Origin of the sequence: Porphyrobacter sp. SLTP, from assembly GCF_009905735.1 — a bacterium.
GTDB lineage: Bacteria > Pseudomonadota > Alphaproteobacteria > Sphingomonadales > Sphingomonadaceae > Erythrobacter.
Genome location: NZ_JAAALE010000013.1, coordinates 1 through 19483 on the forward strand (window position 1 = coordinate 1; position 19483 = coordinate 19483).

General features: G+C 64.5%; 23 protein-coding genes and 1 pseudogene. 10 read left to right on the forward strand and 14 right to left on the reverse strand.

Annotation, left to right across the window (positions count from 1 at the left end; all coding sequences use genetic code 11):
- Positions 1 to 65: 65 nt before the first annotated feature.
- The 8 genes and pseudogenes from GVM20_RS16545 to GVM20_RS11605 all read left to right on the forward strand — a co-directional run.
- Positions 66 to 317, forward strand: a pseudogene (locus tag GVM20_RS16545) (von Willebrand factor type A domain-containing protein); the annotation flags it as partial.
- A 6-nt stretch (positions 318 to 323) separates the two neighbouring features.
- Positions 324 to 1448 carry a vWA domain-containing protein gene (locus GVM20_RS16550; RefSeq protein WP_353653152.1) on the forward strand — a complete coding sequence of 375 codons (1125 nt, stop codon included), beginning with the start codon at positions 324 to 326 and terminating at the stop codon, positions 1446 to 1448.
- A gap of 82 nt (positions 1449 to 1530) precedes the next feature.
- Positions 1531 to 2103 carry a helix-hairpin-helix domain-containing protein gene (locus GVM20_RS11580; RefSeq protein ID WP_166547356.1) on the forward strand — a complete coding sequence of 191 codons (573 nt, stop codon included), beginning with the start codon at positions 1531 to 1533 and terminating at the stop codon, positions 2101 to 2103.
- A 72-nt stretch (positions 2104 to 2175) separates the two neighbouring features.
- The gene (locus GVM20_RS11585) at positions 2176 to 2532 is read left to right on the forward strand and encodes a response regulator (protein ID WP_166547357.1); all 357 of its coding nucleotides are present in this window, start codon (positions 2176 to 2178) and stop codon (positions 2530 to 2532) included.
- A 135-nt stretch (positions 2533 to 2667) separates the two neighbouring features.
- The gene (locus GVM20_RS11590; RefSeq protein ID WP_166547358.1) at positions 2668 to 3843 is read left to right on the forward strand and encodes an acyl-CoA dehydrogenase; all 1176 of its coding nucleotides are present in this window, start codon (positions 2668 to 2670) and stop codon (positions 3841 to 3843) included.
- A complete protein-coding gene (gene maiA, locus GVM20_RS11595; protein WP_166547359.1) occupies positions 3843 to 4478 on the forward strand; it encodes a maleylacetoacetate isomerase in 636 nt (211 codons plus the stop codon). Before GVM20_RS11590 ends, maiA begins: the two co-directional genes overlap by 1 nt.
- A gap of 25 nt (positions 4479 to 4503) precedes the next feature.
- Entirely contained in the window at positions 4504 to 5514 is a 1011-nt protein-coding gene (locus tag GVM20_RS11600; protein WP_166547360.1) for a fumarylacetoacetate hydrolase family protein, read from the forward strand.
- A 97-nt stretch (positions 5515 to 5611) separates the two neighbouring features.
- Positions 5612 to 7063: an NAD-dependent succinate-semialdehyde dehydrogenase gene (locus GVM20_RS11605; RefSeq protein WP_166547361.1), complete on the forward strand. Its 1452-nt coding sequence runs from the start codon at positions 5612 to 5614 to the stop codon at positions 7061 to 7063.
- Here the strand turns inward: GVM20_RS11605 and GVM20_RS11610 are convergent.
- The 10 genes from GVM20_RS11610 to GVM20_RS11650 all read right to left on the reverse strand — a co-directional run bounded on the left by GVM20_RS11610 (position 7060) and on the right by GVM20_RS11650 (position 14171).
- Entirely contained in the window at positions 7060 to 7221 is a 162-nt protein-coding gene (locus tag GVM20_RS11610) for a hypothetical protein (protein ID WP_166547362.1), read from the reverse strand. The genes GVM20_RS11605 and GVM20_RS11610 overlap by 4 nt on opposite strands.
- Before the next feature lie 105 nt (positions 7222 to 7326).
- Entirely contained in the window at positions 7327 to 8493 is a 1167-nt protein-coding gene (locus GVM20_RS11615; RefSeq protein WP_166547363.1) for an alpha-hydroxy-acid oxidizing protein, read from the reverse strand.
- 69 nt (positions 8494 to 8562) lie between these two features.
- The gene (locus GVM20_RS11620) at positions 8563 to 8913 is read right to left on the reverse strand and encodes a thiol-disulfide oxidoreductase DCC family protein (RefSeq protein ID WP_234031975.1); all 351 of its coding nucleotides are present in this window, start codon (positions 8911 to 8913) and stop codon (positions 8563 to 8565) included.
- A complete protein-coding gene (locus tag GVM20_RS16355) occupies positions 8910 to 9044 on the reverse strand; it encodes a DUF2474 domain-containing protein (protein ID WP_234031976.1) in 135 nt (44 codons plus the stop codon). Before GVM20_RS16355 ends, GVM20_RS11620 begins: the two co-directional genes overlap by 4 nt.
- Entirely contained in the window at positions 9044 to 10039 is a 996-nt protein-coding gene (cydB, locus tag GVM20_RS11625) for a cytochrome d ubiquinol oxidase subunit II (protein WP_166547364.1), read from the reverse strand. Before cydB ends, GVM20_RS16355 begins: the two co-directional genes overlap by 1 nt.
- A complete protein-coding gene (locus GVM20_RS11630) occupies positions 10039 to 11493 on the reverse strand; it encodes a cytochrome ubiquinol oxidase subunit I (RefSeq protein ID WP_166547365.1) in 1455 nt (484 codons plus the stop codon). Before GVM20_RS11630 ends, cydB begins: the two co-directional genes overlap by 1 nt.
- An 85-nt stretch (positions 11494 to 11578) precedes the next feature.
- Complete coding sequence (locus GVM20_RS11635; RefSeq protein ID WP_166547366.1) at positions 11579 to 12361, reverse strand: sulfite exporter TauE/SafE family protein; 783 nt, start codon at positions 12359 to 12361, stop codon at positions 11579 to 11581.
- A gap of 21 nt (positions 12362 to 12382) precedes the next feature.
- Positions 12383 to 12796, reverse strand: a complete 414-nt coding sequence (locus tag GVM20_RS11640; protein ID WP_166547367.1) for a DUF6691 family protein — start codon at positions 12794 to 12796, stop codon at positions 12383 to 12385.
- The gene (locus GVM20_RS11645) at positions 12793 to 13242 is read right to left on the reverse strand and encodes a YeeE/YedE family protein (protein ID WP_166547368.1); all 450 of its coding nucleotides are present in this window, start codon (positions 13240 to 13242) and stop codon (positions 12793 to 12795) included. Before GVM20_RS11645 ends, GVM20_RS11640 begins: the two co-directional genes overlap by 4 nt.
- Entirely contained in the window at positions 13239 to 14171 is a 933-nt protein-coding gene (locus GVM20_RS11650; protein WP_166547369.1) for an MBL fold metallo-hydrolase, read from the reverse strand. The genes GVM20_RS11645 and GVM20_RS11650 overlap by 4 nt, the downstream gene beginning before the upstream one ends.
- Before the next feature lie 74 nt (positions 14172 to 14245).
- On the opposite strand from GVM20_RS11650, the gene GVM20_RS11655 reads away from it, so the two are divergent.
- Positions 14246 to 14896 carry a peroxiredoxin gene (locus GVM20_RS11655; RefSeq protein ID WP_166547370.1) on the forward strand — a complete coding sequence of 217 codons (651 nt, stop codon included), beginning with the start codon at positions 14246 to 14248 and terminating at the stop codon, positions 14894 to 14896.
- Positions 14896 to 15243, forward strand: coding sequence for an ArsR/SmtB family transcription factor (locus GVM20_RS11660; RefSeq protein ID WP_166547371.1), 348 nt, complete (start codon positions 14896 to 14898; stop codon positions 15241 to 15243). The genes GVM20_RS11655 and GVM20_RS11660 overlap by 1 nt, the downstream gene beginning before the upstream one ends.
- On the opposite strand, the gene GVM20_RS11665 is transcribed toward GVM20_RS11660, so the two are convergent.
- The 4 genes from GVM20_RS11665 to GVM20_RS11680 all read right to left on the reverse strand — a co-directional run bounded on the left by GVM20_RS11665 (position 15240) and on the right by GVM20_RS11680 (position 19482).
- Positions 15240 to 15866, reverse strand: coding sequence for a hypothetical protein (locus GVM20_RS11665; protein ID WP_166547372.1), 627 nt, complete (start codon positions 15864 to 15866; stop codon positions 15240 to 15242). The two genes, GVM20_RS11660 and GVM20_RS11665, sit on opposite strands and share 4 nt — an antisense overlap.
- A gap of 86 nt (positions 15867 to 15952) precedes the next feature.
- On the reverse strand, positions 15953 to 16969 hold the full coding sequence (locus GVM20_RS11670) for a sterol desaturase family protein (RefSeq protein ID WP_166547373.1): 1017 nt from the start codon (positions 16967 to 16969) through the stop codon (positions 15953 to 15955).
- 130 nt (positions 16970 to 17099) lie between these two features.
- Entirely contained in the window at positions 17100 to 18011 is a 912-nt protein-coding gene (locus GVM20_RS11675; RefSeq protein ID WP_166547374.1) for a response regulator transcription factor, read from the reverse strand.
- Positions 18001 to 19482 carry an ATP-binding response regulator gene (locus GVM20_RS11680; RefSeq protein ID WP_166547375.1) on the reverse strand — a complete coding sequence of 494 codons (1482 nt, stop codon included), beginning with the start codon at positions 19480 to 19482 and terminating at the stop codon, positions 18001 to 18003. Before GVM20_RS11680 ends, GVM20_RS11675 begins: the two co-directional genes overlap by 11 nt.
- Between the last annotated feature and the right edge of the window lies 1 nt (position 19483).

The window sequence follows — 19483 nt, forward strand, 5'->3', positions numbered from 1 at the left end:
CGCATCACCTTGTCTCCCCGCTCTTCCAGCGGTTCGAGAAATCGTAGCCGGGCCGCGAGAAATATGACGGCGAGGAGGTCTCCCCCGTCAAACTGACCGCTGCCGAGCCGGTTTCCACCTTCGCGGTCGATGTCGATACCGGGGCCTATGCCAATGCCCGGCGGTTCCTGACCCAAGGCATGATGCCGCCCAAGGATGCCGTCCGCACCGAGGAGATGATCAACTATTTCCGCTATGACTATGCCCGGCCCAAGGATCGCAGCCAGCCGTTCAGCGTCACCACCGATGTCGCCAAGACCCCGTGGAACCCGGGCACTTACCTCATGCGCATCGGCCTGCGCGGGTATGATATCACGGGCGATGAGCGTCCGCCTGCGAACCTCGTATTCCTGATGGACGTCTCGGGCTCGATGAATTCCCCGGACAAGCTGCCCTTGGTCAAGACCGCGCTGGCGGGCCTTGCCGGGGAGCTTTCGCCCAAGGATACCGTCTCGATCGTCGTGTATGCGGGCGCGGCGGGAATGGTGCTGGAACCCACCAGCGACACCGCCAAGATTCGCCGCGCGCTGGATAGCCTTTCTGCGGGCGGATCGACCGCAGGCGGCGCCGGGATCGAGCTTGCGTATCGCATCGCCGAGGACAACTTCATCAAAGGCGGCGTGAACCGCGTGATCCTGGCCACCGACGGCGATTTCAATGTTGGAGTCTCGGACACCAAGGCGCTGATCGAACTGATCGAAAAGAAGCGCGAAAGCGGCATTACGCTGACCACGCTGGGCTTTGGCCAGGGCAACTACAACGAAGCGATGATGGAGCAGATCGCCAACAAGGGGAACGGCAACTACGCCTATATCGACACCGCCTTGGAAGCGAAAAAGGTGCTGGGCGAGGAGATGCAATCGACCCTGTTCACGATCGCCAAGGACGTGAAAATCCAGGTCGAATTCAACCCCGCCGCGATCGCGCAATACCGCCTTGTGGGCTACGAGAACCGGGCGCTGCGCGAAGAGGATTTCGACAATGATCTGGTCGACGCGGGCGAGATCGGCGCGGGTCATCAGGTGACCGCGATCTACGAAGTCGTCCCTGTCGGCGGCAAGGGCTGGATCGCGCCGCGCCGCTATGAGGACAAGCCTGATGCAGCGGCGACCGCCAAGCTGGCAGAGGCCGCCAACGTCAAGCTGCGTTACAAGCTGCCCGATGGCGATACCTCGAAACTGATCGAACAAGCGGTCCCCTCCGCCGCGCTCACCTCGGCCACCGCACCCAAGGGCGATTTTGCCTTTGCCGCAGCGGTCGCAGCTTACGGTCAGGTCTTGCGCGGGGACGAGATGATGCTGGGCTTCGGCTTTGACGACATCGGCAGACTCGCAGGCAGTCAGGACAATTTCTGGCGGCAGGAATTCCTGCAATTGAACCAGTTGGCCGCCAGCATGAAGGGCGGCTGATCGCAGGGACTTGGGCGAAGCCGCACGAGGCTGCTAGAGCGCATCGCCGCAACGTCATGATTCGCTTGGGAGCAAAAGCGCCATGTCCCCTGACCTGATGAATTATCTGCCGCTGATCCTGCTCGGTCTGGTTGCACTGGTGCTGGCCGTGTGGGTGCTCGCGCGCCTTAGCCGCAAGGCCCGTGTGATCGAGGACGAAAGCGGCACCCCGCTCGCCCGCGATGTGCTGGAAGATGGCGCAGCCCCTGCGGCGCGCAATCAAGCGTTGATCGATGCGCCGCGCGCAGTCGAGATCAATCAGGGCGCGATGTCGGCCGCTGCCAACAGTCAGGCGGTGGCAGCCGCACCGATGGCAACCGACGCCGAGGCCGGCCCAGCTATCACACCGACCGTCAGCCCGCCTTCCGCCGGCCCATCTGACGATCTGACCCGCATCAAGGGCCTCGGCCCCAAACTGGCTGCGCTGCTGGGCGAACTCGGGGTCCGCAGCTTTGCCCAGATCGCCGCGTGGCAGCCTGCCGATATCGAGCGGATAGATGCCCAGCTTGGCCGTTTCGCTGGTCGCATCACGCGTGATCAATGGGTCGAACAGGCGCAATTGCTGGCCGCGGGAGACGAAAACGCATTTGCGGCACAATTCGGCCGCAATGGATAATATTGCGCAAGGTTGACGTCCAATCCGTGATACACTTTGATTTGTGGGAGTCGGAGAAGCGGGAGAGGGTCAATGGTTTTGCGGATCTTGGTGGCCGAAGACGAGTTCATTACTGGATTTGATCTGTGCGACACTTTTGAGGAAGCCGGATACGAAGTTGAAGGGCCGCATGCCGGAATTTCCTCGGCGATGCTGGCCTGCCAAAAGGAAAAGCCCGATCTGGCGATCCTCGATATCGAGCTGACCGATGGGCTGTCGTATGAGCTGGCGCAGAAGCTGCTCGATGACAATGTGCCCGTGATCCTCCATTCCGAACGGCATTCCGCGACCGAAGTCGCTGCCCGCTTTCCGGGCGCGACCACGCTGGCCAAACCCTGCCCTCCGGCGATGCTCCTCGAAACTGTCAGCCGGGTCATTGCCCCGGCCTGAGCGCATGCTCACTTCCTGCTGGCGTCGCCCCTCTTGCCCCGGCCTGCCAAGCCTGCAAAGGCTGGGAGAAACACAATAAGCAGGAGCATGCCCGTGCACGGCACCAACAGCGCCCCCTCGCGGGCGGATTCGCGAATGGCCCCGTTCAACTGGGAAGACCCGTTCGACCTGGAAAGTCAGCTGACCGAGGAAGAGCGGATGATCCGCGACGCCGCGTACGGCTTTGCGCAGAGCGAACTTCAGCCGCGCGTGATCGACGCCTTTCGCGAGGAAACCGACGCGCCTGAACTCTTCCCGCTGATGGGCGCCGCGGGATTGCTGGGTGCGACCATCCCCGAAGAATTCGGCGGCGCGGGCGCGGGCTATGTCGCCTATGGCCTGATCGCCCGCGAGATCGAGCGGGTGGACTCGGGCTACCGCTCAATGGCGAGCGTGCAGTCGAGCCTCGTGATGCACCCGATCTATGCCTATGGCTCTGACGAACAGCGCCGCAAATACTTGCCCGGGCTTGCCGCCGGGACGCTGATCGGCTGCTTTGGTCTGACCGAGCCTGATGCCGGTTCAGACCCTGCCGGGATGAAAACCTACGCCCGGAAGGACGGGGATGATTACGTCATCTCCGGTAGCAAGACCTGGATCAGCAACGCGCCCTTTGCCGATGTCTTCGTGGTCTGGGCCAAGTCCGAAGACCATGGCGGCGCCATTCGCGGCTTCGTGCTGGAAAAGGGCATGGCTGGGCTCAGCGCGCCCAAGATCAAGGGCAAGATCAGCCTTCGCGCCTCCACCACCGGTATGATCATGATGGACGAGGTGCGGGTGCCGTCCTCGGCACTGCTGCCCAATGTCGAAGGCCTCAAGGGCCCGTTCGGCTGCCTCAACCGCGCGCGCTACGGCATCAGCTGGGGCGCGCTGGGGGCGGCAGAATTCTGCCTCCATGCTGCGCGCCAATATGGGCTGGACCGGCACCAGTTCGGCCGCCCGCTGGCCGCGACGCAGCTGTTCCAGAAGAAGCTCGCCGACATGATGACCGATATTGCGCTCGGCCTTCAGGCGTCACTCCGCGTCGGCCGCTTGATCGACGAGGGCCGCTTCGCGCCCGACATGATCTCGATCGTGAAGCGCAACAATGTCGGCAAGGCTTTGGATATTGCCCGGCAATCGCGCGACATGCATGGTGGCAACGGAATTTCCGAGGAGTATCAGGTCATTCGCCACATGGTGAACCTCGAAACGGTCAATACCTATGAAGGTACGCATGATGTCCACGCGCTGATCCTGGGCCGCGCGATCACGGGGATTGCAGCGTTCTGATGCGTCTGTTCGGCTACTTCCGCTCGTCGACCTCCTACCGCCTGCGGATTGCGCTCAACCTCAAAGGCCTCGCCTTCGAGAATGTGCCGGTCAATCTGGTGACAGCAGAAAACAAGGACGAAGCCTTCACTAGCCGCAACCCCTTCGGCTCGCTGCCGATGCTGGAGGCGGACGGGCGTGACCGCGCGCAGTCGATGGCGCTGCTCGAATGGCTGGATGAAGCCTATCCCGAGCCGCGGTTCCTGCCCGCCGATATCGAGACGCGCTACACGGTGCGCGAACTCGCTTACGGGATCGCGACCGAGATTCACGCGGTCAACAATCTGCCGGTGCTGAAGTATCTGAAAGACCCCCTCGGCCACACGCAGGACGAAATCGACACGTGGTATCGCCACTGGCTGGCGCGCACGCTGAACCCGGTCGAGGCGCGGCTGGCGCAGCTGGGTGCGGGCGATTTCCTCCAGGGTGACGCCCCCGGTCTGTTCGAGATCGTGCTGATCCCTCAGCTCGCGAATGCTCGGCGGTTCAATTACGACCTGACGAGCAGCCCCCACATGACCCGCATCGAAGCTGCCTGCCTTGCGCTGCCCGCCTTTGCTGCAGCGCATCCCGACAAGCAGATCGACGCACCCTAGATTTTTCCGGACGGAGGAACGCCCAATGAAACTCGCAACCCTCGATAATGGCACGCGCGACGGCAAGCTGGTGGTGGTCTCGAAAGACCTGACCCGCTGCTCGGCAGCAGGCTATATCGCGCCGACCCTGCAAGCCGCGCTTGATGATTGGGAGCGGATCGCGCCGGAGCTTGAACTGCTCGCCCGCGATGTCGAGCACGAGACCGTGCCGTGCGAACGCTTCCACGAGCGGCAGGCGCATTCCCCCCTGCCGCGCGCCTATCAGTGGGCCGATGGCAGCGCTTACATCAACCATGTCGAGCTGGTGCGTCAGGCGCGGGGCGCAACCGTCCCCGAGAGTTTCTACACCGATCCCCTGATGTATCAGGGCGGATCGGACAGCTTCCTGCGCCCGCGTCAGGATATCCCGCTGGGCGATCCGGCATGGGGCTGCGACATGGAGGGCGAGATCACCTGCATCACCGATGATGTGCCGATGGGCGTGTCTGCGGAAGAAGCAGCCAGCCACATCAAGCTGCTGATGCTGGTGAACGATGTGTCGCTGCGGGGCCTGATCCCGGCGGAACTGGAAAAGGGCTTCGGCTTCTTCCAGTCCAAGCCGGCCAGTGCCTTTTCACCCGTAGCAGTGACGCCGGATGAACTCGGCGAGGCCTGGGCTGACTATCTGATCCATCTGCCGCTGATGGTCGATCTGAATGGCGCGCCGTTCGGACGGGCGAATGCGGGCAAGGATGCGACTTTCAACCTCGCGCAACTCGTCGCCCATGCCGCCAAGACCCGTAACCTCGGCGCGGGCACGGTCATCGGCACAGGCACGATCTCGAACAAGGGTGCCGATGGCGGCCCCGGTCAGCCAGTGGCGGAAGGCGGCGCGGGCTATTCCTGCATCGCGGAAATCCGCATGATTGAAACGATCCGCGATGGGGCTGCCAAAACGCCGTTCATGCAGGTTGGGGACACGGTGCGGATCGAGATGCGGGACGCGCACAACCATTCGATCTTCGGAGCGATTGAGCAGCACGTCATAGCGGTTTAGACCTTGCTAGACCCCATCTAGACCCCCTCCAGCGCGCCGTCGCGGCGATGTTTCGCGTGGAACATTTGTGCGCGCCCACACCATCAGGAACTGACCGATGACCGACTACCCCACCCTCAAGATGTTCATCAACGGCGACTGGATCGAAGCCGGAGAGGCAGGCACGATGGACGTGATCAACCCCGCCACTGGCGCGGCAATCGGCCAGTGCCCCAAGGCCTCACCCGCGCAGCTCGATGCCGCACTGAAGGCGGCGGACGATGCCTTTGCGAGCTGGAGCCGCACTTCAGGGGCGGAGCGTTACGCGATCCTGCGCCGCGCCGCCGACCTGCTGCGCGAACGCGCGCCTGCGATCGCCCGGGTGGTGACCGCCGAAATGGGCAAGCCTCGCGCGCAGGCCATCGGCGAGATCACCTCGTCCTGCGACGTGATCGACTTTCTCGGCGAAGAGGCCAAGCGTCGCGGCGGACGCCTGATCCCGACACGCGGCGCGGCGCTGATCGCGCAGATGGTGACCCACGAGCCGATTGGTCCTGCTGTCCTGCTCACCCCGTGGAATTTCCCGATCAATCTGCCGGTCAAGAAGATCGCCGGTGCGTTGGCGGCGGGCTGCACTGCCATCCTCAAGCCGGCCGAAAACACCCCGGGCTCGGCGCAACTGCTGGTGGAATGCTTCGTCGATGCGGGCGTGCCCAAGGGTGTGCTCAACCTCGTCCATGGCGATCCCGGCCCGGTGTCCGAACACCTCATCGCCTCGCCCGTCACCCGCAAGGTGAGCTTCACCGGATCGACCGCGGTTGGCAAGCAGCTGGGTGCGCTCGCGGCGACCCACATGAAGCGCTTCACCCCGGAATTGGGCGGACATGCCCCGGTGATCGTCAGCAAGCACGCCGACCTGGACCGCGCGGTGGCGATGTGCGCCAGCACCAAGTTCCGCAACGCCGGACAGGTCTGCGTCTCGCCCACCCGGTTTCTGGTCGCGCGCGAGATTTACGACCGCTTCGTCGCCGAATTCGCCGCCGTTGCAAGCAAGCTGAAGGTTGGCGATCCGGGCGCGGATGAAAGCGTCGACATGGGCCCGCTCGCCCACGGCCGCCGGATTGCGGCCATGGAGCAGGTCGTGGCGGACGCTGGCGGCAACCGCGGCGAAGTCGTAACCGGCGGCTCCGTGATCGCTGGCAGTGGGTTCTTCTTCCAGCCGACCGTGATCGCCAATCCCTCGCCCGACAGCCGCTTCATGACCGAAGAACCCTTCGGCCCCATCGCCGGGATTGTGCCCTTCGATGCGATCGAGGACGCGGTCGGGATCGCCAATGGCCTCCGTTATGGCCTTGCCGCCTATGCCTTCTCGGGCGATCTGGACGAAGCCCATTACCTCGGCCGGGCGCTGCGCGCAGGCATGGTGGGGATCAACCAGCTGATCGTCTCTTCGCCCGAAACCCCGTTCGGCGGGATCGGCGACAGCGGGTTCGGATCGGAAGGCGGCGAGGAAGGCTACCTTGCCTTCACCGATACCAAGCTGGTCATGCTGGCCAAGTCCGGCGGTTAGGCGCGCAGGTTCTTCCAAGCGATCCGCGAAAGTAGCGACTTGCGCTGTTCCATCGGCTGGATTTGACCATAGCGCGCCCGCCGCACCTGTTCATCCTGCAAGCAAACAGTGCGTCGCATCAGATCTGGCCGGCTCGACCAGATGGTTGGTTTTTCCATGTCATGCGTCCCCGAAGTGCGTGTTGTTATATCGCAATGGATAGCATAAATTCCCTGCATAAATAGTGTCTTAATGCAGTTCTAGGTAAGAATCGCGCGGAGGGCCTAGGCCGTCGTGCGGCGAACCCCGGCGGCGCGAACATCGGCGAGCGTCGGATAGCCGTTGACCGCCATCAGCAGGTCCGCCTCGGCCAGGATCGAGCGCAGCACCCAAGCGGCCCCCTCAGCCCCGCCCAACGCCAGACCATAGGTGTACGGCCGCCCCACGCCAACCGCCCGCGCACCCATCGCCAAGGCCTTGACGGCATCGGAGCCGGAACGGATGCCGCTGTCGAACAGCACCGGCGTGTCGCCCGAGGCTGTCACCACATCCTCCAGCAGATCGATGGTCGCGATCCCGCCATTGGCCTGCCGCCCGCCGTGATTCGAACAATAGACTGCGTCCGCCCCGCAATCGACCGCGCGACGCGCGTCGTCGGGGTGGCAGATGCCCTTGAGGACGATGGGCAGCTTGGTCACCGACTTGAACCACGCCATGTCGTCCCACGTGAGCACCTGCCCAAAGGTCGCCGCCCAAGTAAAGATCGCCGCCGCCGGATCTTCCTCGGGCGGCTTGGCCAGCAGCGAGCGGAACACGGGGTCGGTGAAGTAGTTCTGCAAGACTTTGCCGCGCAGCTGCGGGAAGTTCGACGCGTTGAGATCGCGCGGCCGCCAGCCCGTTACCCAGGTGTCGAGCGTCACCACCAGCGCGCTATAGCCAGCCTCCTCGGCGCGGCGGATCAGGCTGGTCGCGAGTTCCCTGTTCTTGGGGGTGTAGAGCTGGAACCACGCGGGCGTATCGCCGCAGGCTGCCTTCACATCCTCCAGCGGATCATTGGCGAGGGTCGAAGCACAGAACGGCACCCCCGTCAGCGCCGCAGCGCGTGCGGCGGCCATGTCCCCATGACGATCCTGCGTCGCCTCTCCGTTCAGGCCGATGGGGGCCATGAACAGCGGCGTGGGATAGGTGTGGCCGAACAGTTCGATGCTGAGATCCCGCACCGAGCAATCGACCATCATCCGCGGCACCATGCCCCAGTGGTGGAAGGCAGAAGCATTGCTGTTTTGCGTATGCTCATCGCCGCAACCGCCCGCGACATAATTGGTGAGACCCGGCCCCAGCGCCTCATGTGCCCGCTTTTCGAGGGTGGCGAAATCGACCGGCCACGTCGGCAGAATGCCCCGCAAACCGGCGTTGTAGATTTCGTTCTGCATTGCGCCGAAATTGCTCATGGCGGCTGGTCTCTCCCGTTGCTTATGGGAACAGATCAGACGATCCACGGGTGCAGGGCAAGCGGTTTTCTAGGCGAAGAAGCGTTGCAGGCGCGGACGTACCTTGAGGAAGCGCAGGTAAGCGGCCTCCAGCACGCGCAACACAAAGCCATTGCGCGCGGCCAGCCCCAGCGGACGCAGCAACGGGATGGCGCGCCACATCGCCGCAAAGGCGGCCGCGCCAGAGTGGACCACGCCGTCTTCCTCGGCATGGAACCGGGCGAGCAGTTTCGCGCGGTCGATCGGGCAGGAAGGATCGGCGCCGCTCGCGACATCAACGAAGGTGATTGCCCCGCGCCGGTCGAGCCGACGCATCAGCGCGATCTCACGCAGGCACAGGGGGCAGGCACCGTCGAACCAGACCTTGACCGTGCCGCTCAAGGCGCGATCCACAGCCGGATCACATAAGCGACCGCGCCCAGCACGGCGACGCTCGCCGCCCAGATGCCCGCCATCCATAGCAAGCGCTGCCACAGGGGCTTCTCAGGTTCTAGTTCCGGCGGGGCGAGCATCAGTGATACCCCTCATGGCCGACCTTGCCGCGGAACACCCAATAGGCCCACACGGTGTAGGCGATGATCAGCGGCAAGGTCAGCGCGACGCCGACCAGCATGAATTCCTGGCTCCGCTCAGGCGCGGCAGCGTCCCAGATCGTGATCGAGGGTGGCACGACATTGGGCCAGATGGTGACACCCAGCCCGCTCATGCCCAAGAAGAACAGCGCAATCGCCAGCCAGAACGGCGCGGAATTGCCGGTCCCCCGGATCGTCCGGATCAGTGTGATTGCCACCAGCGCGGTCACAATCGGCACGGGTGCGACCCAGTACACCTCGGGCGCAGACAGCCAGTGCGCAGCATATTCGGGGTTGAGGGTGATGTTGTAGAGGCTCACCGCGCCCATCAGCACGATTGTCGCAAGCGCGGCCCGGAAGGCAACATAGCGCGCATGGGCCTGCACTCCGCCGTCGAGCTTCCAGATCAGCCACGTGCTGCCGAGCAGCGCATAGCCCGCAACCGTGCCAAGCCCGGTGAGGAAGGTGTACGGCGTCAGCCAATCCCACCAGCTGCCGGCATAGGCCCGACCGTCAACCTCGATCCCTTGCAGCAACGCACCGAGGATCATCCCTTGCGACATCGCCGCGACCAGCGAGCCGCCGAAGAACGCCAAGTCCCAGAACTTCTCATGAGCCGGATCACGCCAGCGATATTCGAACGCCACACCCCGGAACACGAGGCCGAGCAGCATCGCGATGATCAGCGGATAGGTCGCAGGCAGGATCACAGCATAGGCCAGCGGAAAGGCCGCAAACAGCCCGCCGCCGCCCAGCACCAGCCAGGTCTCGTTGCCATCCCACACCGGCGCAATCGAGTTCATCGCCCGGTTGCGGCCCTGCCCGACCCGGAAGGTCGGGAACAGGATACCGATGCCGAGGTCGAAGCCATCCATCACCACGTAGGCAAAGACCGCAAAGGCGATGATGAAGGCCCAGATGACTGTGAGATCCATCACACCGGCTCCTTTTCGGAAGGCGCTTCGGTCGGCAGCGGCTCGTCGCCGCCGGGGTTCTGCGTCGGACCGGGGGTGATCCCGGCGGTGCGGATCGGGCCATCAATCTCGCCCTTGATCCCGCTCTCGCCCGCATGCGGCGGTTTGCCCATCAGCTTGAGGATATACCACACGCCGATGCCGAAGACGGTGAAGTAGACGATCACAAACGCCAGCAGCGACGCCGCGACAGCAGGCGCGTCAAGCGGGCTGGCCGCATCGGCTGTCCTCAGCACGCCGTAAATCACATAGGGCTGGCGGCCCACTTCGGTCGTGATCCACCCGGCCAGCACGGCGGCAAAGCCCGATGGCCCCATGACCACAGCGGCACGATGCAACAACGGCATGTCAAAGAGCCGCCCACGAACGCGCCCGAACAGGCTCCACAGTCCAATCCCGAGCATCGCAAAGCCGATGCCGACCATCACCCGAAAGCTCCAGAACACGGTGCCGACCGGCGGCTCCTTGTCATCGGGGATCGTGTCGAGGCCCGCCATCGGCGCGTTCAGATCATGCTTGAGGATCAGCGAGGAGGCCTTGGGAATCTCGATCGCGTAACGCACTGTCCGGGCTTCGCTGTCGGGAATGCCGAACAGGATCAGTGGCGCGCCCTCGGGGTGGCTTTGGTAGTGCCCCTCCATCGCCATCACCTTGGCCGGCTGATGTTCGAGCGTGTTGAGCCCGTGCATGTCGCCTGCGAAAATCTGCAAGGGCGTGACGATCGCGGCCATCCACATCGCCATCGAGAACATTGTGCGCGCGTGCGGGTTGGCCTTGTCCTTGAGCAGGTGCCATGCGCCCACCGCGCCGACCACGAAGGCGGTCGTCAGATAGGCGGCCATCACCGTGTGGACCAAGCGATAAGGGAAGCTCGGGTTGAAGACGATGTCCCACCAGCTGGGGCCGGGCAGGAACTGGCCATTCGCGCCAATCTCGTACCCCGTCGGGGTCTGCATCCAGCTGTTGACGCTGAGGATCCAGAAGGCCGAAACAAAGGTGCCGAGCGCCACCATCAGCGTCGCGGCGAAGTGCAGCTTCTTGCCGACCTTCTCCATCCCGAACAGCATCACGCCAAGGAAGCCTGCTTCGAGGAAGAATGCGGTCAGCACCTCATAGGCCATCAGCGGCCCGATCACCGGCCCCGCCTTGTCCGAGAATACGGCCCAGTTGGTGCCGAACTGGTAGGACATGACGATGCCGGAGACGACGCCCATGGCAAAGGCAATCGCGAAGATCTTCAACCAATACTTGAACAGGTCGTGATAGACCGACTTGCCGGTCTTCAGCCACAGCCCCTCAAGCACCGCAAGGTAGCTCGCCAGCCCGATCGAGAAGGCCGGGAAGAAGAAATGGAAGCTGACGGTGAACGCGAACTGGATCCGCGCAAGCAGCAGAGCGTCGAGGTTCTCAAGCATGATGAGGGCGTAATCCCGTAGCTGCAGCGATCAAATGCAAAGGCTGCACCGGATATACGGTTTCAGGCCGAAAGGGTTGCAAGGCTCAACCCCAGAGCGCCAGCCCGCTGCGGTAGAGCATGTAGAAGGCCACCACGAAGATCAGCAGCGCGAAGACGGTCTTGAGCTGGCCGCCCGCCGACAGGCGGTGCGACAGCCGCGTGCCGGCCAGCCCGCCAGCCACACCGCCAGCGATGAATACGCCGGCCAGAACCCAGTCGATCAGGCCCGAAAGGGCGTAATTGCCAGCCGTCGCGAGCCCGAAGGCGGTCACCGCCACCAGGCTGGTGCCGACCGCATTGATCATCATCATGTCGGTCGAGGCAATCAGTCCCGGCACGATCAGGAACCCGCCGCCGATCCCGAAAAAGCCGCTGAATGCGCCCGTGCCGAGACCGAAGGCCATGAGGCGCGGGGCATTTTCGCGGTTGAGCCTGACATGGGGATCGCCTTCCGCCTTGCGGCTGCGCAGCATCATCGCGCCGACCACCAGCATGAGCAGCGCAAACAGGAACAGCAGCTTCTGCCCATCAAAGCTCTTGCCGAGGGTCGAACCGCCAAGCGCGCCGACGACGCCAAAAGCTGCATACATCAGGCCGCAGCGCCACCGCACATCTCCCGCGCGGGCATGCTGGAACAGGCCGGTCGCGGCATTGGCCGCCACTGCCAGCGCGCTGGTGCCGATCGCGACATGGGGGTTTGGCACGCCGACCAGATAGACCATCAGCGGCACCGCGAGGATCGACCCGCCGCCGCCCACGAGCCCGAGCGCGAAACCGACGAGCACGCCCGACATTCCGCCCAGCGCAAGGTGCAGCGGATCGATCATCTCTGCGCCGCGCTCACCGGCTCAGCTTTCGATCAGCCGCACGAGAAGCATTCCGCCAAGCATCGCGATTACGAAGATCGCTGCCGAGGCGGGCGCGATGGCCAGCGCGGCAAAGCCGGGCCCGGGGCACAGCCCGGCGATGGCCCAGCCAATCCCGAACAGCGCCGATCCGCCGATCAGGCGCGGGGTGATGTCGCTCCGGTCAGGCAGAGCGAAGCCATCACCAAAGAAGGGGCGCAGCATCTTGCGTTGCACGGCCCAGGCGAACGCCATCACCAGCACCGCTCCGCCCATCACAAAGGCGAGCGTCGGATCCCAGTCTCCGAACAGGTCGAGGAACCCGCGCACCCGCGCCGGATCGGTCATGCCGCCGATGGTGAGGCCTGCGCCAAAAATGGTGCCCGAAGCGAGCGGGACCAGCGTTTCGCGGATCATGGCAGCACCGCAAGGCCGAGCGCGTTCATCGCGGCGACTGTGGCAAAGCCGGTCGCCATGAAGGTGGCGGTGGCGACCAGCGACCGCTGCGACAGGCGGCTGAGGCCGCATACGCCATGCCCGCTGGTGCAGCCGCTGCCGAGGCGGGTGCCGACGCCGACGATCACTCCCGCGATGGCTAGCGTCACCGGATTGGCGAAGGCCGGGGCTGAAGCGGCAGTCTGGCTGGTCACGATCAGCGCCCCCAAGGGCAGGCCGATGATGAAGGCCCATGCGCCGAGCCGCGGTTGCGACCCGCTGGCAAGCCCGAAGGCGCGCGCGGCAATGCCCGAGACGCCAGCGATCCGCCCCGCCCCCAGCAGCATCAGCGCCGCCGCTAGTCCGATCAGAACGCCGCCGATCAGGCCATCAAGCGGTGCGGCATCAGGGAATCCGGGTAATGTCATACGGCGTTGACCGGGATCTTGAGGTAGGTGACGCCATTATCGTCCGGCGGGGGCATATGGCCCGCGCGCATATTCACCTGCACCGAAGGCAGGATCAGGCGCGGCATATCAAGCGTTGCGTCACGCGCCTCGCGCATGGCAACGAATTCGTCCTCGGTAATCCCGTCATGCGCGTGGACATTGCCTGCGCGTTCCGCGGCGACGGTGGTCTCCCACACATAGTCGTTGCGGCCCTTGGGCAGATAGTCGTGACACATGAACAGACGGGTCGCGGGCGGCAGCGCGAGGATCCGGCGCAGCGAGCGGAACAGCGTGCGCGCGTCCCCGCCGGGGAAGTCAGCGCGCGCCGTGCCGTAGTCGGGCATGAACATCGTATCGCCCACGAACACCGCCTCGCCCACCACATAGGCAATGCAGGCGGGCGTGTGGCCGGGGACATGCATGACTGTCACGGGCAGATTGCCGATGGTGAAGGTGTCGCCGTCCCTGAACAGCACATCGAACTGCGATCCGTCCCGCGCGAACTCGGTTCCGGCATTGAACAGCTTGCCGAACACGGATTGGACCGTGGTTATGTCTGCACCGATGGCGATTTTGCCGCCAATCTTCTCCTGAAGATAGGGCGCGGCAGAGAAGTGATCGGCGTGGGCATGGGTCTCCAGCAGCCATGTCACTTTCAGATTATGCGAAGTGACATGGTCGATCACCCGGTCGGCCGACAGCGTAGCGGTCCGCCCAGAGTTGGGATCGAAGTCGAGCACCGAGTCGATCACCGCGGCCTCAAGTGTCGCCGGATCGTGGACGACATAGGTGACGGTGAAGGTCGCCGGGTCGAAAAAGCTCGCGATTTCGGGGCGCAGTGCTGAGTCATCAACGGCCTTCAACACCTGCGCGGTTGCGCTTTGCAGCACAGGGTCAATCGCGCTCATTCCCAACCTCCCGTCATTTTCATAAATCGTGTATATGTATTGCAATTGAAGAGTCAAGTGCTATGACCCGGTCCATGGACCAGACCGCCTCCCCCCTTCCCCCCTGTGCAGGCCTGCGGATCGGCGATTTCGCCCCCGATTTCGAAGCGCGCAGCACCATCGGCCCGGTGCGACTCTCCGATCACCGGGGGCGCTGGCTGGTCTTGTTCTCGCACCCGGCGGACTTCACCCCGGTCTGCACCACCGAATTCGTCGCCCTCGCCCGCGAGGCGGCGGCGTTCGAGGCGCGCGACTGTGCGCTGATGGCGCTCTCGGTCGACAGCCTGTTTTCGCACTTCGCGTGGCTCAGAATGATCCGCGACCGCTTTGGCGTCGAGGTGCGCTTTCCCATCCTTGAAGACCCGACACTGGTGATCGCCCGCGCCTTCGGCATGGTCGGCGCGCAGGACAGCGACAGCGCGGCGGTGCGCACGACCTTCTTCATTGACCCCAAGGGCGTGATCCGGGCGATGACCTGCTATCCCGCAAACCTTGGCCGCTCGGTCCCCGAGATGCTGCGCATCCTCGATGGGCTCCAGGCGATCGACGCGAAGGGCGCCCTCGCCCCTGCCAACTGGCAGCCGGGTGAGCCGCTGCTCAATCCGCCGAGCCAGACCCTGGATGAGGTGTTCGACGCGAAGGACGCGACCAGCTGGTTCCTGCGCGATGAGCGGAGCGGCGACTGATGGCTGACGATGATCTGATCGAAGCGCTCAAAGCCCTCGCTCATCCCTTGCGCTGGCGGATTCTGACGACGTTGGCAGGCGGCGAGCGCAATGTTGGTGAGCTGGAGCAGGCGACCGGGATCGTCCAGCCGGGCCTGTCGCAGCAGCTTGGCGTGTTGCGCAAGGCCGGACTGGTCGCCACGCGCAAGGATGCCAAGCTGGTGTTCTATTCACTTGCGCCGGACGAACTCGGCGCGGTGACGGCGGCAATGGCGAAGGTCGCTCCGGCGAGCGCCACCCCGATCAGCGAGCCTGCCGCACAGCGCACGCCGGCACCCGGCGTCGCCAATTTTGCCCGAATGTCCTAGCCCGCAGCGGGCGGGTTTGCGAGCGCCGCGCGGAAGCGTCGCCGCACCAGCCACGGCTCCAGCCAGCGCCCAACGAGATAGATCAGCGCGAAGACACCCGCCATGAAGTACCCCTCATCCGGCGAATGGCGGCCTTCGTCCTTCTTCTCGTCTTTCTTCTTCTTGTTCGGATCTTCAGGCGCAGGCGCACCGAGGAATTGATCGACCGGGTTGAGCACCTTCACCGGCTTCGGCTTCTCATCCTTCTTCTCAGCCTTCTCCGACGCGTCGGCGCCCGCGCCTTCCCAGGCGTTGATCGCCACCGCCATCTGGGCAAAGCCGAGGAACAGCAGCGGTGCGAGGAAGCACAGCAGCAGCGCGTGGCTGAACAGGTCAAAGCGCAGCACCGCGCCCGCGCCGACCCGCTCGATCCGCAGCTGGCCGCAGGTGAAGGTTGCCAGCTTGTCCTGCGCGGCCGGGTTGTCTTTCGAATAGGTCAGCGTGCCGCCCTCCGCGCGCACGGCCGTCCCCGGCGTGCGCAGCAGCGGATCAAGCCGGGCGAAGACCTCCTCCGGCGCAAGCAGAGGGTCAATCGGCACATCGCCGCGCACCCGCCAGATGTGGTCGATCAGCGGCACCCTCATGGTCGGAAGGCCCGCCGGGCGTTCCGGGGAGGGCGCCGCGCCCCACGGCCCCGTTGTCTCACTGGCAATACCCCCAGACGTTCCGCTCACTCGGCAGGCTCCATCTGGGCTGTTTGAAGCTGCGGGTTGGCCCCGCGCCCGAAGCGCTTGTCCAGCGCGGCCTTGGTGCTGCGCCAGCCTTCGCGGAACGGGAAGATCATCGTCTCGCCAATATGCATCCGGCGTCCGCCTTCCATGCCCAGCACCTCGGCCTCACCATCGACACAGGTGCCGAAGATGCGGTCCCAGATGATCCAGGTGCCCGAGTAATTGCTGCGGGTTGCCTCGTAATCCTGCGAGTGGTGGACGGAGTGATGCTCCACCGTGTTGAAGATGAACCGCCACCAGCGCGGCGTGTTGAAGCGCACGTTGATGTGCTGATAGACGCTCACCGTCATCCCGATGGCCCCTGCCAGCAGGAAAGCGCGCGGCAGGAAGTCGAACAGTCCGCCGATGCCGAGGCCGATCAGGAACAGTTCGATCGGGTTGCCGACCGCGCCTTTGTTGATGTTGAGCTGGGTGATGTAGTGGTGCGGCGCATGGGTCAGCCACAGCGGGTACCAATTGTGCATCGCGCGGTGCATCCAGTACTGGCCGAAGTCGAAGATCATCGAGATCAGCACCGCTTGCAGCAAGAGCGGCAGGCCCGTGAACCAGCTGAACTTCTCCCAATCGAACACGCCCTGTACCGCTTTGATGATCACCCCATCGCCGATGTAGGCATCGACCATGCCGAGGAAGGTCATGCCGAGCCCGACATAGAAGGCGTCCGTGGCGAATTCCTTCCACGTCAGTTGCCAGCTTTCATAGCGCGGATTGACCCATTCGAGCGCCAGCAACAGGATCATCCAGCCGAGCCGGATGGCAATCGCGGTCGAGGCGACGGCGAGCCAATTGGGGGCGTAGTACCAGAACAGGATCGCGGCAAAAAGCATCGCGGGCTGGAAGTACGTGAACACGAATTGCTTGACCGGACCGCCTTGGACCCGGCCGATATTCTCCCAGCCGACAATCACCGGAGCATCTGCTCCGATAATACGCTTGCCCACCTGCACTCCGGCCATGAGGAACTCCCCTTAAGATGTCCGTTTCATTCCAAATACCCATGGCGACCTCCCCCATTCGAGGAAGTGGCCAAATGACGTAGGTTTGCGCGGACCCGTGGAAAGTGACGTGATTTCAGTGAGAAAGTGATCAATCAGCAAGATATCGCACGGCAATGGCCGTCGCGGCGGCGCGGGTTTCGACCCCGAGTTTACGGAACACCTGTTCCAAGTGCTTGTTCACCGTCCGCGGGCTTATACCAAGAATCTCGCTGATCGTCTTGTTGGTTTTGCCATAGCTCACCCACAGCAGCACTTCCGCCTCGCGCCGGGTCAGGCCGTTATGCTTTTGCAGGTCGGCGATCTTGCCATCTTCCCGCACTTCGGTGACGCGGATCAGGCTTTCGCCCGGCCGACCGGTTTCGACCAAGGCGAGATCAATCTCCAGCCCGCGCACATCGACGCGTGTGCTGGCCGGCGGCTGGACGGCGTCTGCGGCGATCAGACCGAGGGCTGCGCCGATCAAGGCTTCCGGCAGCACGCCGCGATCGGCGGTCCAGTCGGGATCGACCGCGATGAACAGCGCTTCGGCCTGCGGCGTGCACCAGATCAGCCCCGCATCCTCGCCCAGCGCCGCCAGACTGCGCCCGGCCAGACCGAGCGCCAGCCGGGAGCGATAGGTTGTGCGGGCATTGGCGAGGTGCACCTTCATCCGCGCCAGCAGTTCCTCGATCACCACCGGCTTGCGCACATAATCGACCCCGCCGGTGCCGAGCGCGGCGACCACGTGTTCGGGATCGTTGAGGCCGGTCATGAAGATCACCGGGATATGCGCGGTCGCCGGATTGCGCTTGATCGCCTGCGTGGTCTCGATCCCGCCGATGCCGGGCATGATCGCGTCCATCAGGATGAGGTCGGGCTGCACTTCGGCCAGCAGTTCAAGCGTCGCCTCTCCGCTGCGGGCGATCAGCACGGTCATGTCCTCGGCTTCGAGGGTATCGACCAGGAACCGCAGCGATTCCGGGCTGTCGTCAACGACGAGGATGCAGTCCTTAGCGCGCATCGGCAGCCACCGCTTTGGCAAGGTCGGCCAGCGCTTTCAGATCGAAGCTGTCGAGCACCCGCCGCATCCGTTCGGCCAGCGGCGCCGCTTCGGGAGCGAGGGCGGCGATGGCGTCGATCTCCGCTTCAATGGCGCGGACGTGGCCGATCCGCACCAACCGCTCGATTTCGGCGCAATGGGCAGCGGCACGGGACGCGATGCCTGGCGACAGGTGCGGAACGCCAGCTTCGGGCAGGTCACGGGCGGAGCCACCGGCCCGGAGCCATTCGAGCCCCAACTGGTCGGCAATCACATCGAGCAGCACAGTAAATTCGAACGGCTTCATCACAAACGTATCATTGGCCGGGCCGTCCGCAGGCCATGTGGCGGAATGGGGTCCCTCACCCGATAGCATCACGATCCGCAACGCCGCGCCGTGGCGGCGGCGCAGTTTCGCCGCAATGTCCCATCCGGACTCGCGTCCCAGCATCACATCGCACAGCACCAGATCGGGCTGCACCTGCGCGGCGAGCGCAAGGCCGGTCTCGCCATCGCTGGCGGTGTGCACCCGGAAACCCAGCGGTTCGAGCAGGCCGCGCACCATCGCCAGATGCGCCGTATCGTCATCGATCAGCACCACCCAGCGTTCACGCCCGAGATAGCCGGTGACAACGCCGGGCTCCGGCGCCGGATCGGTCGGCGGGCTGAGCGGCTGCGACAGCATCAGCCGCACGATGAAGCGCGAACCTTCCCCCGGTGCGCTCTCGACCCGGATTTCGCCGCCCATCATATGCACCAGCGCCTGCGTGATCGCGAGGCCGAGCCCGACGCCGGGCCGCTCGCCCGCCGGCCCCGCCACCCGCTCGAACGGCGCGAAAATCCGCTCCGCATCGCCGGGCGCGATGCCGATGCCGGTGTCTATCACCGTGAAGGTCGCCAGCTGGTTGCGATATTCGACCTTGAGCGTGACCGACCCGTGATCGGTGAACTTGATCGCGTTGGTCAGCAGATTGATCAGCACCTGCCGCAAGCGCTTGGGATCGGCATGGACGAACTCGGGCAAGCCCGGGGGATGGTCGAGCACCAGCGCGATCCCCTTCGCCTGCGCTTGCAGATCGAGCATGGCGATCAGCTGGGCGAGGAACTCGGGGAAACGGATCGCCTCCCGGCTCAGCTTCAGTGCGCCGCCTTCGACCTGCGCGATGTCGAGCAGGCCTTCGACCAGGTGCGACAGGTGTTCGGCGCTGCGGCGGATCACCCGTGCGGCATTGAGCGCGTCCTTGCCGTCATTGCGCTCCAGCAGCTGGGCATAGCCATAGATCGCATTGAGCGGGGAGCGGATCTCGTGGCTGACGCTGGCGAGGAAGCGGGTCTTGGCTTCGTTGGCGGCTTCAGCAGCTTCCTTGGCGGCGCGCAGCTGTGCGAACGCGTCGTCGGTCGGCCCTGTTGTGCCGTCGCCCTTCAGCCAATTGGTGATCCGCCCCGCCATCATG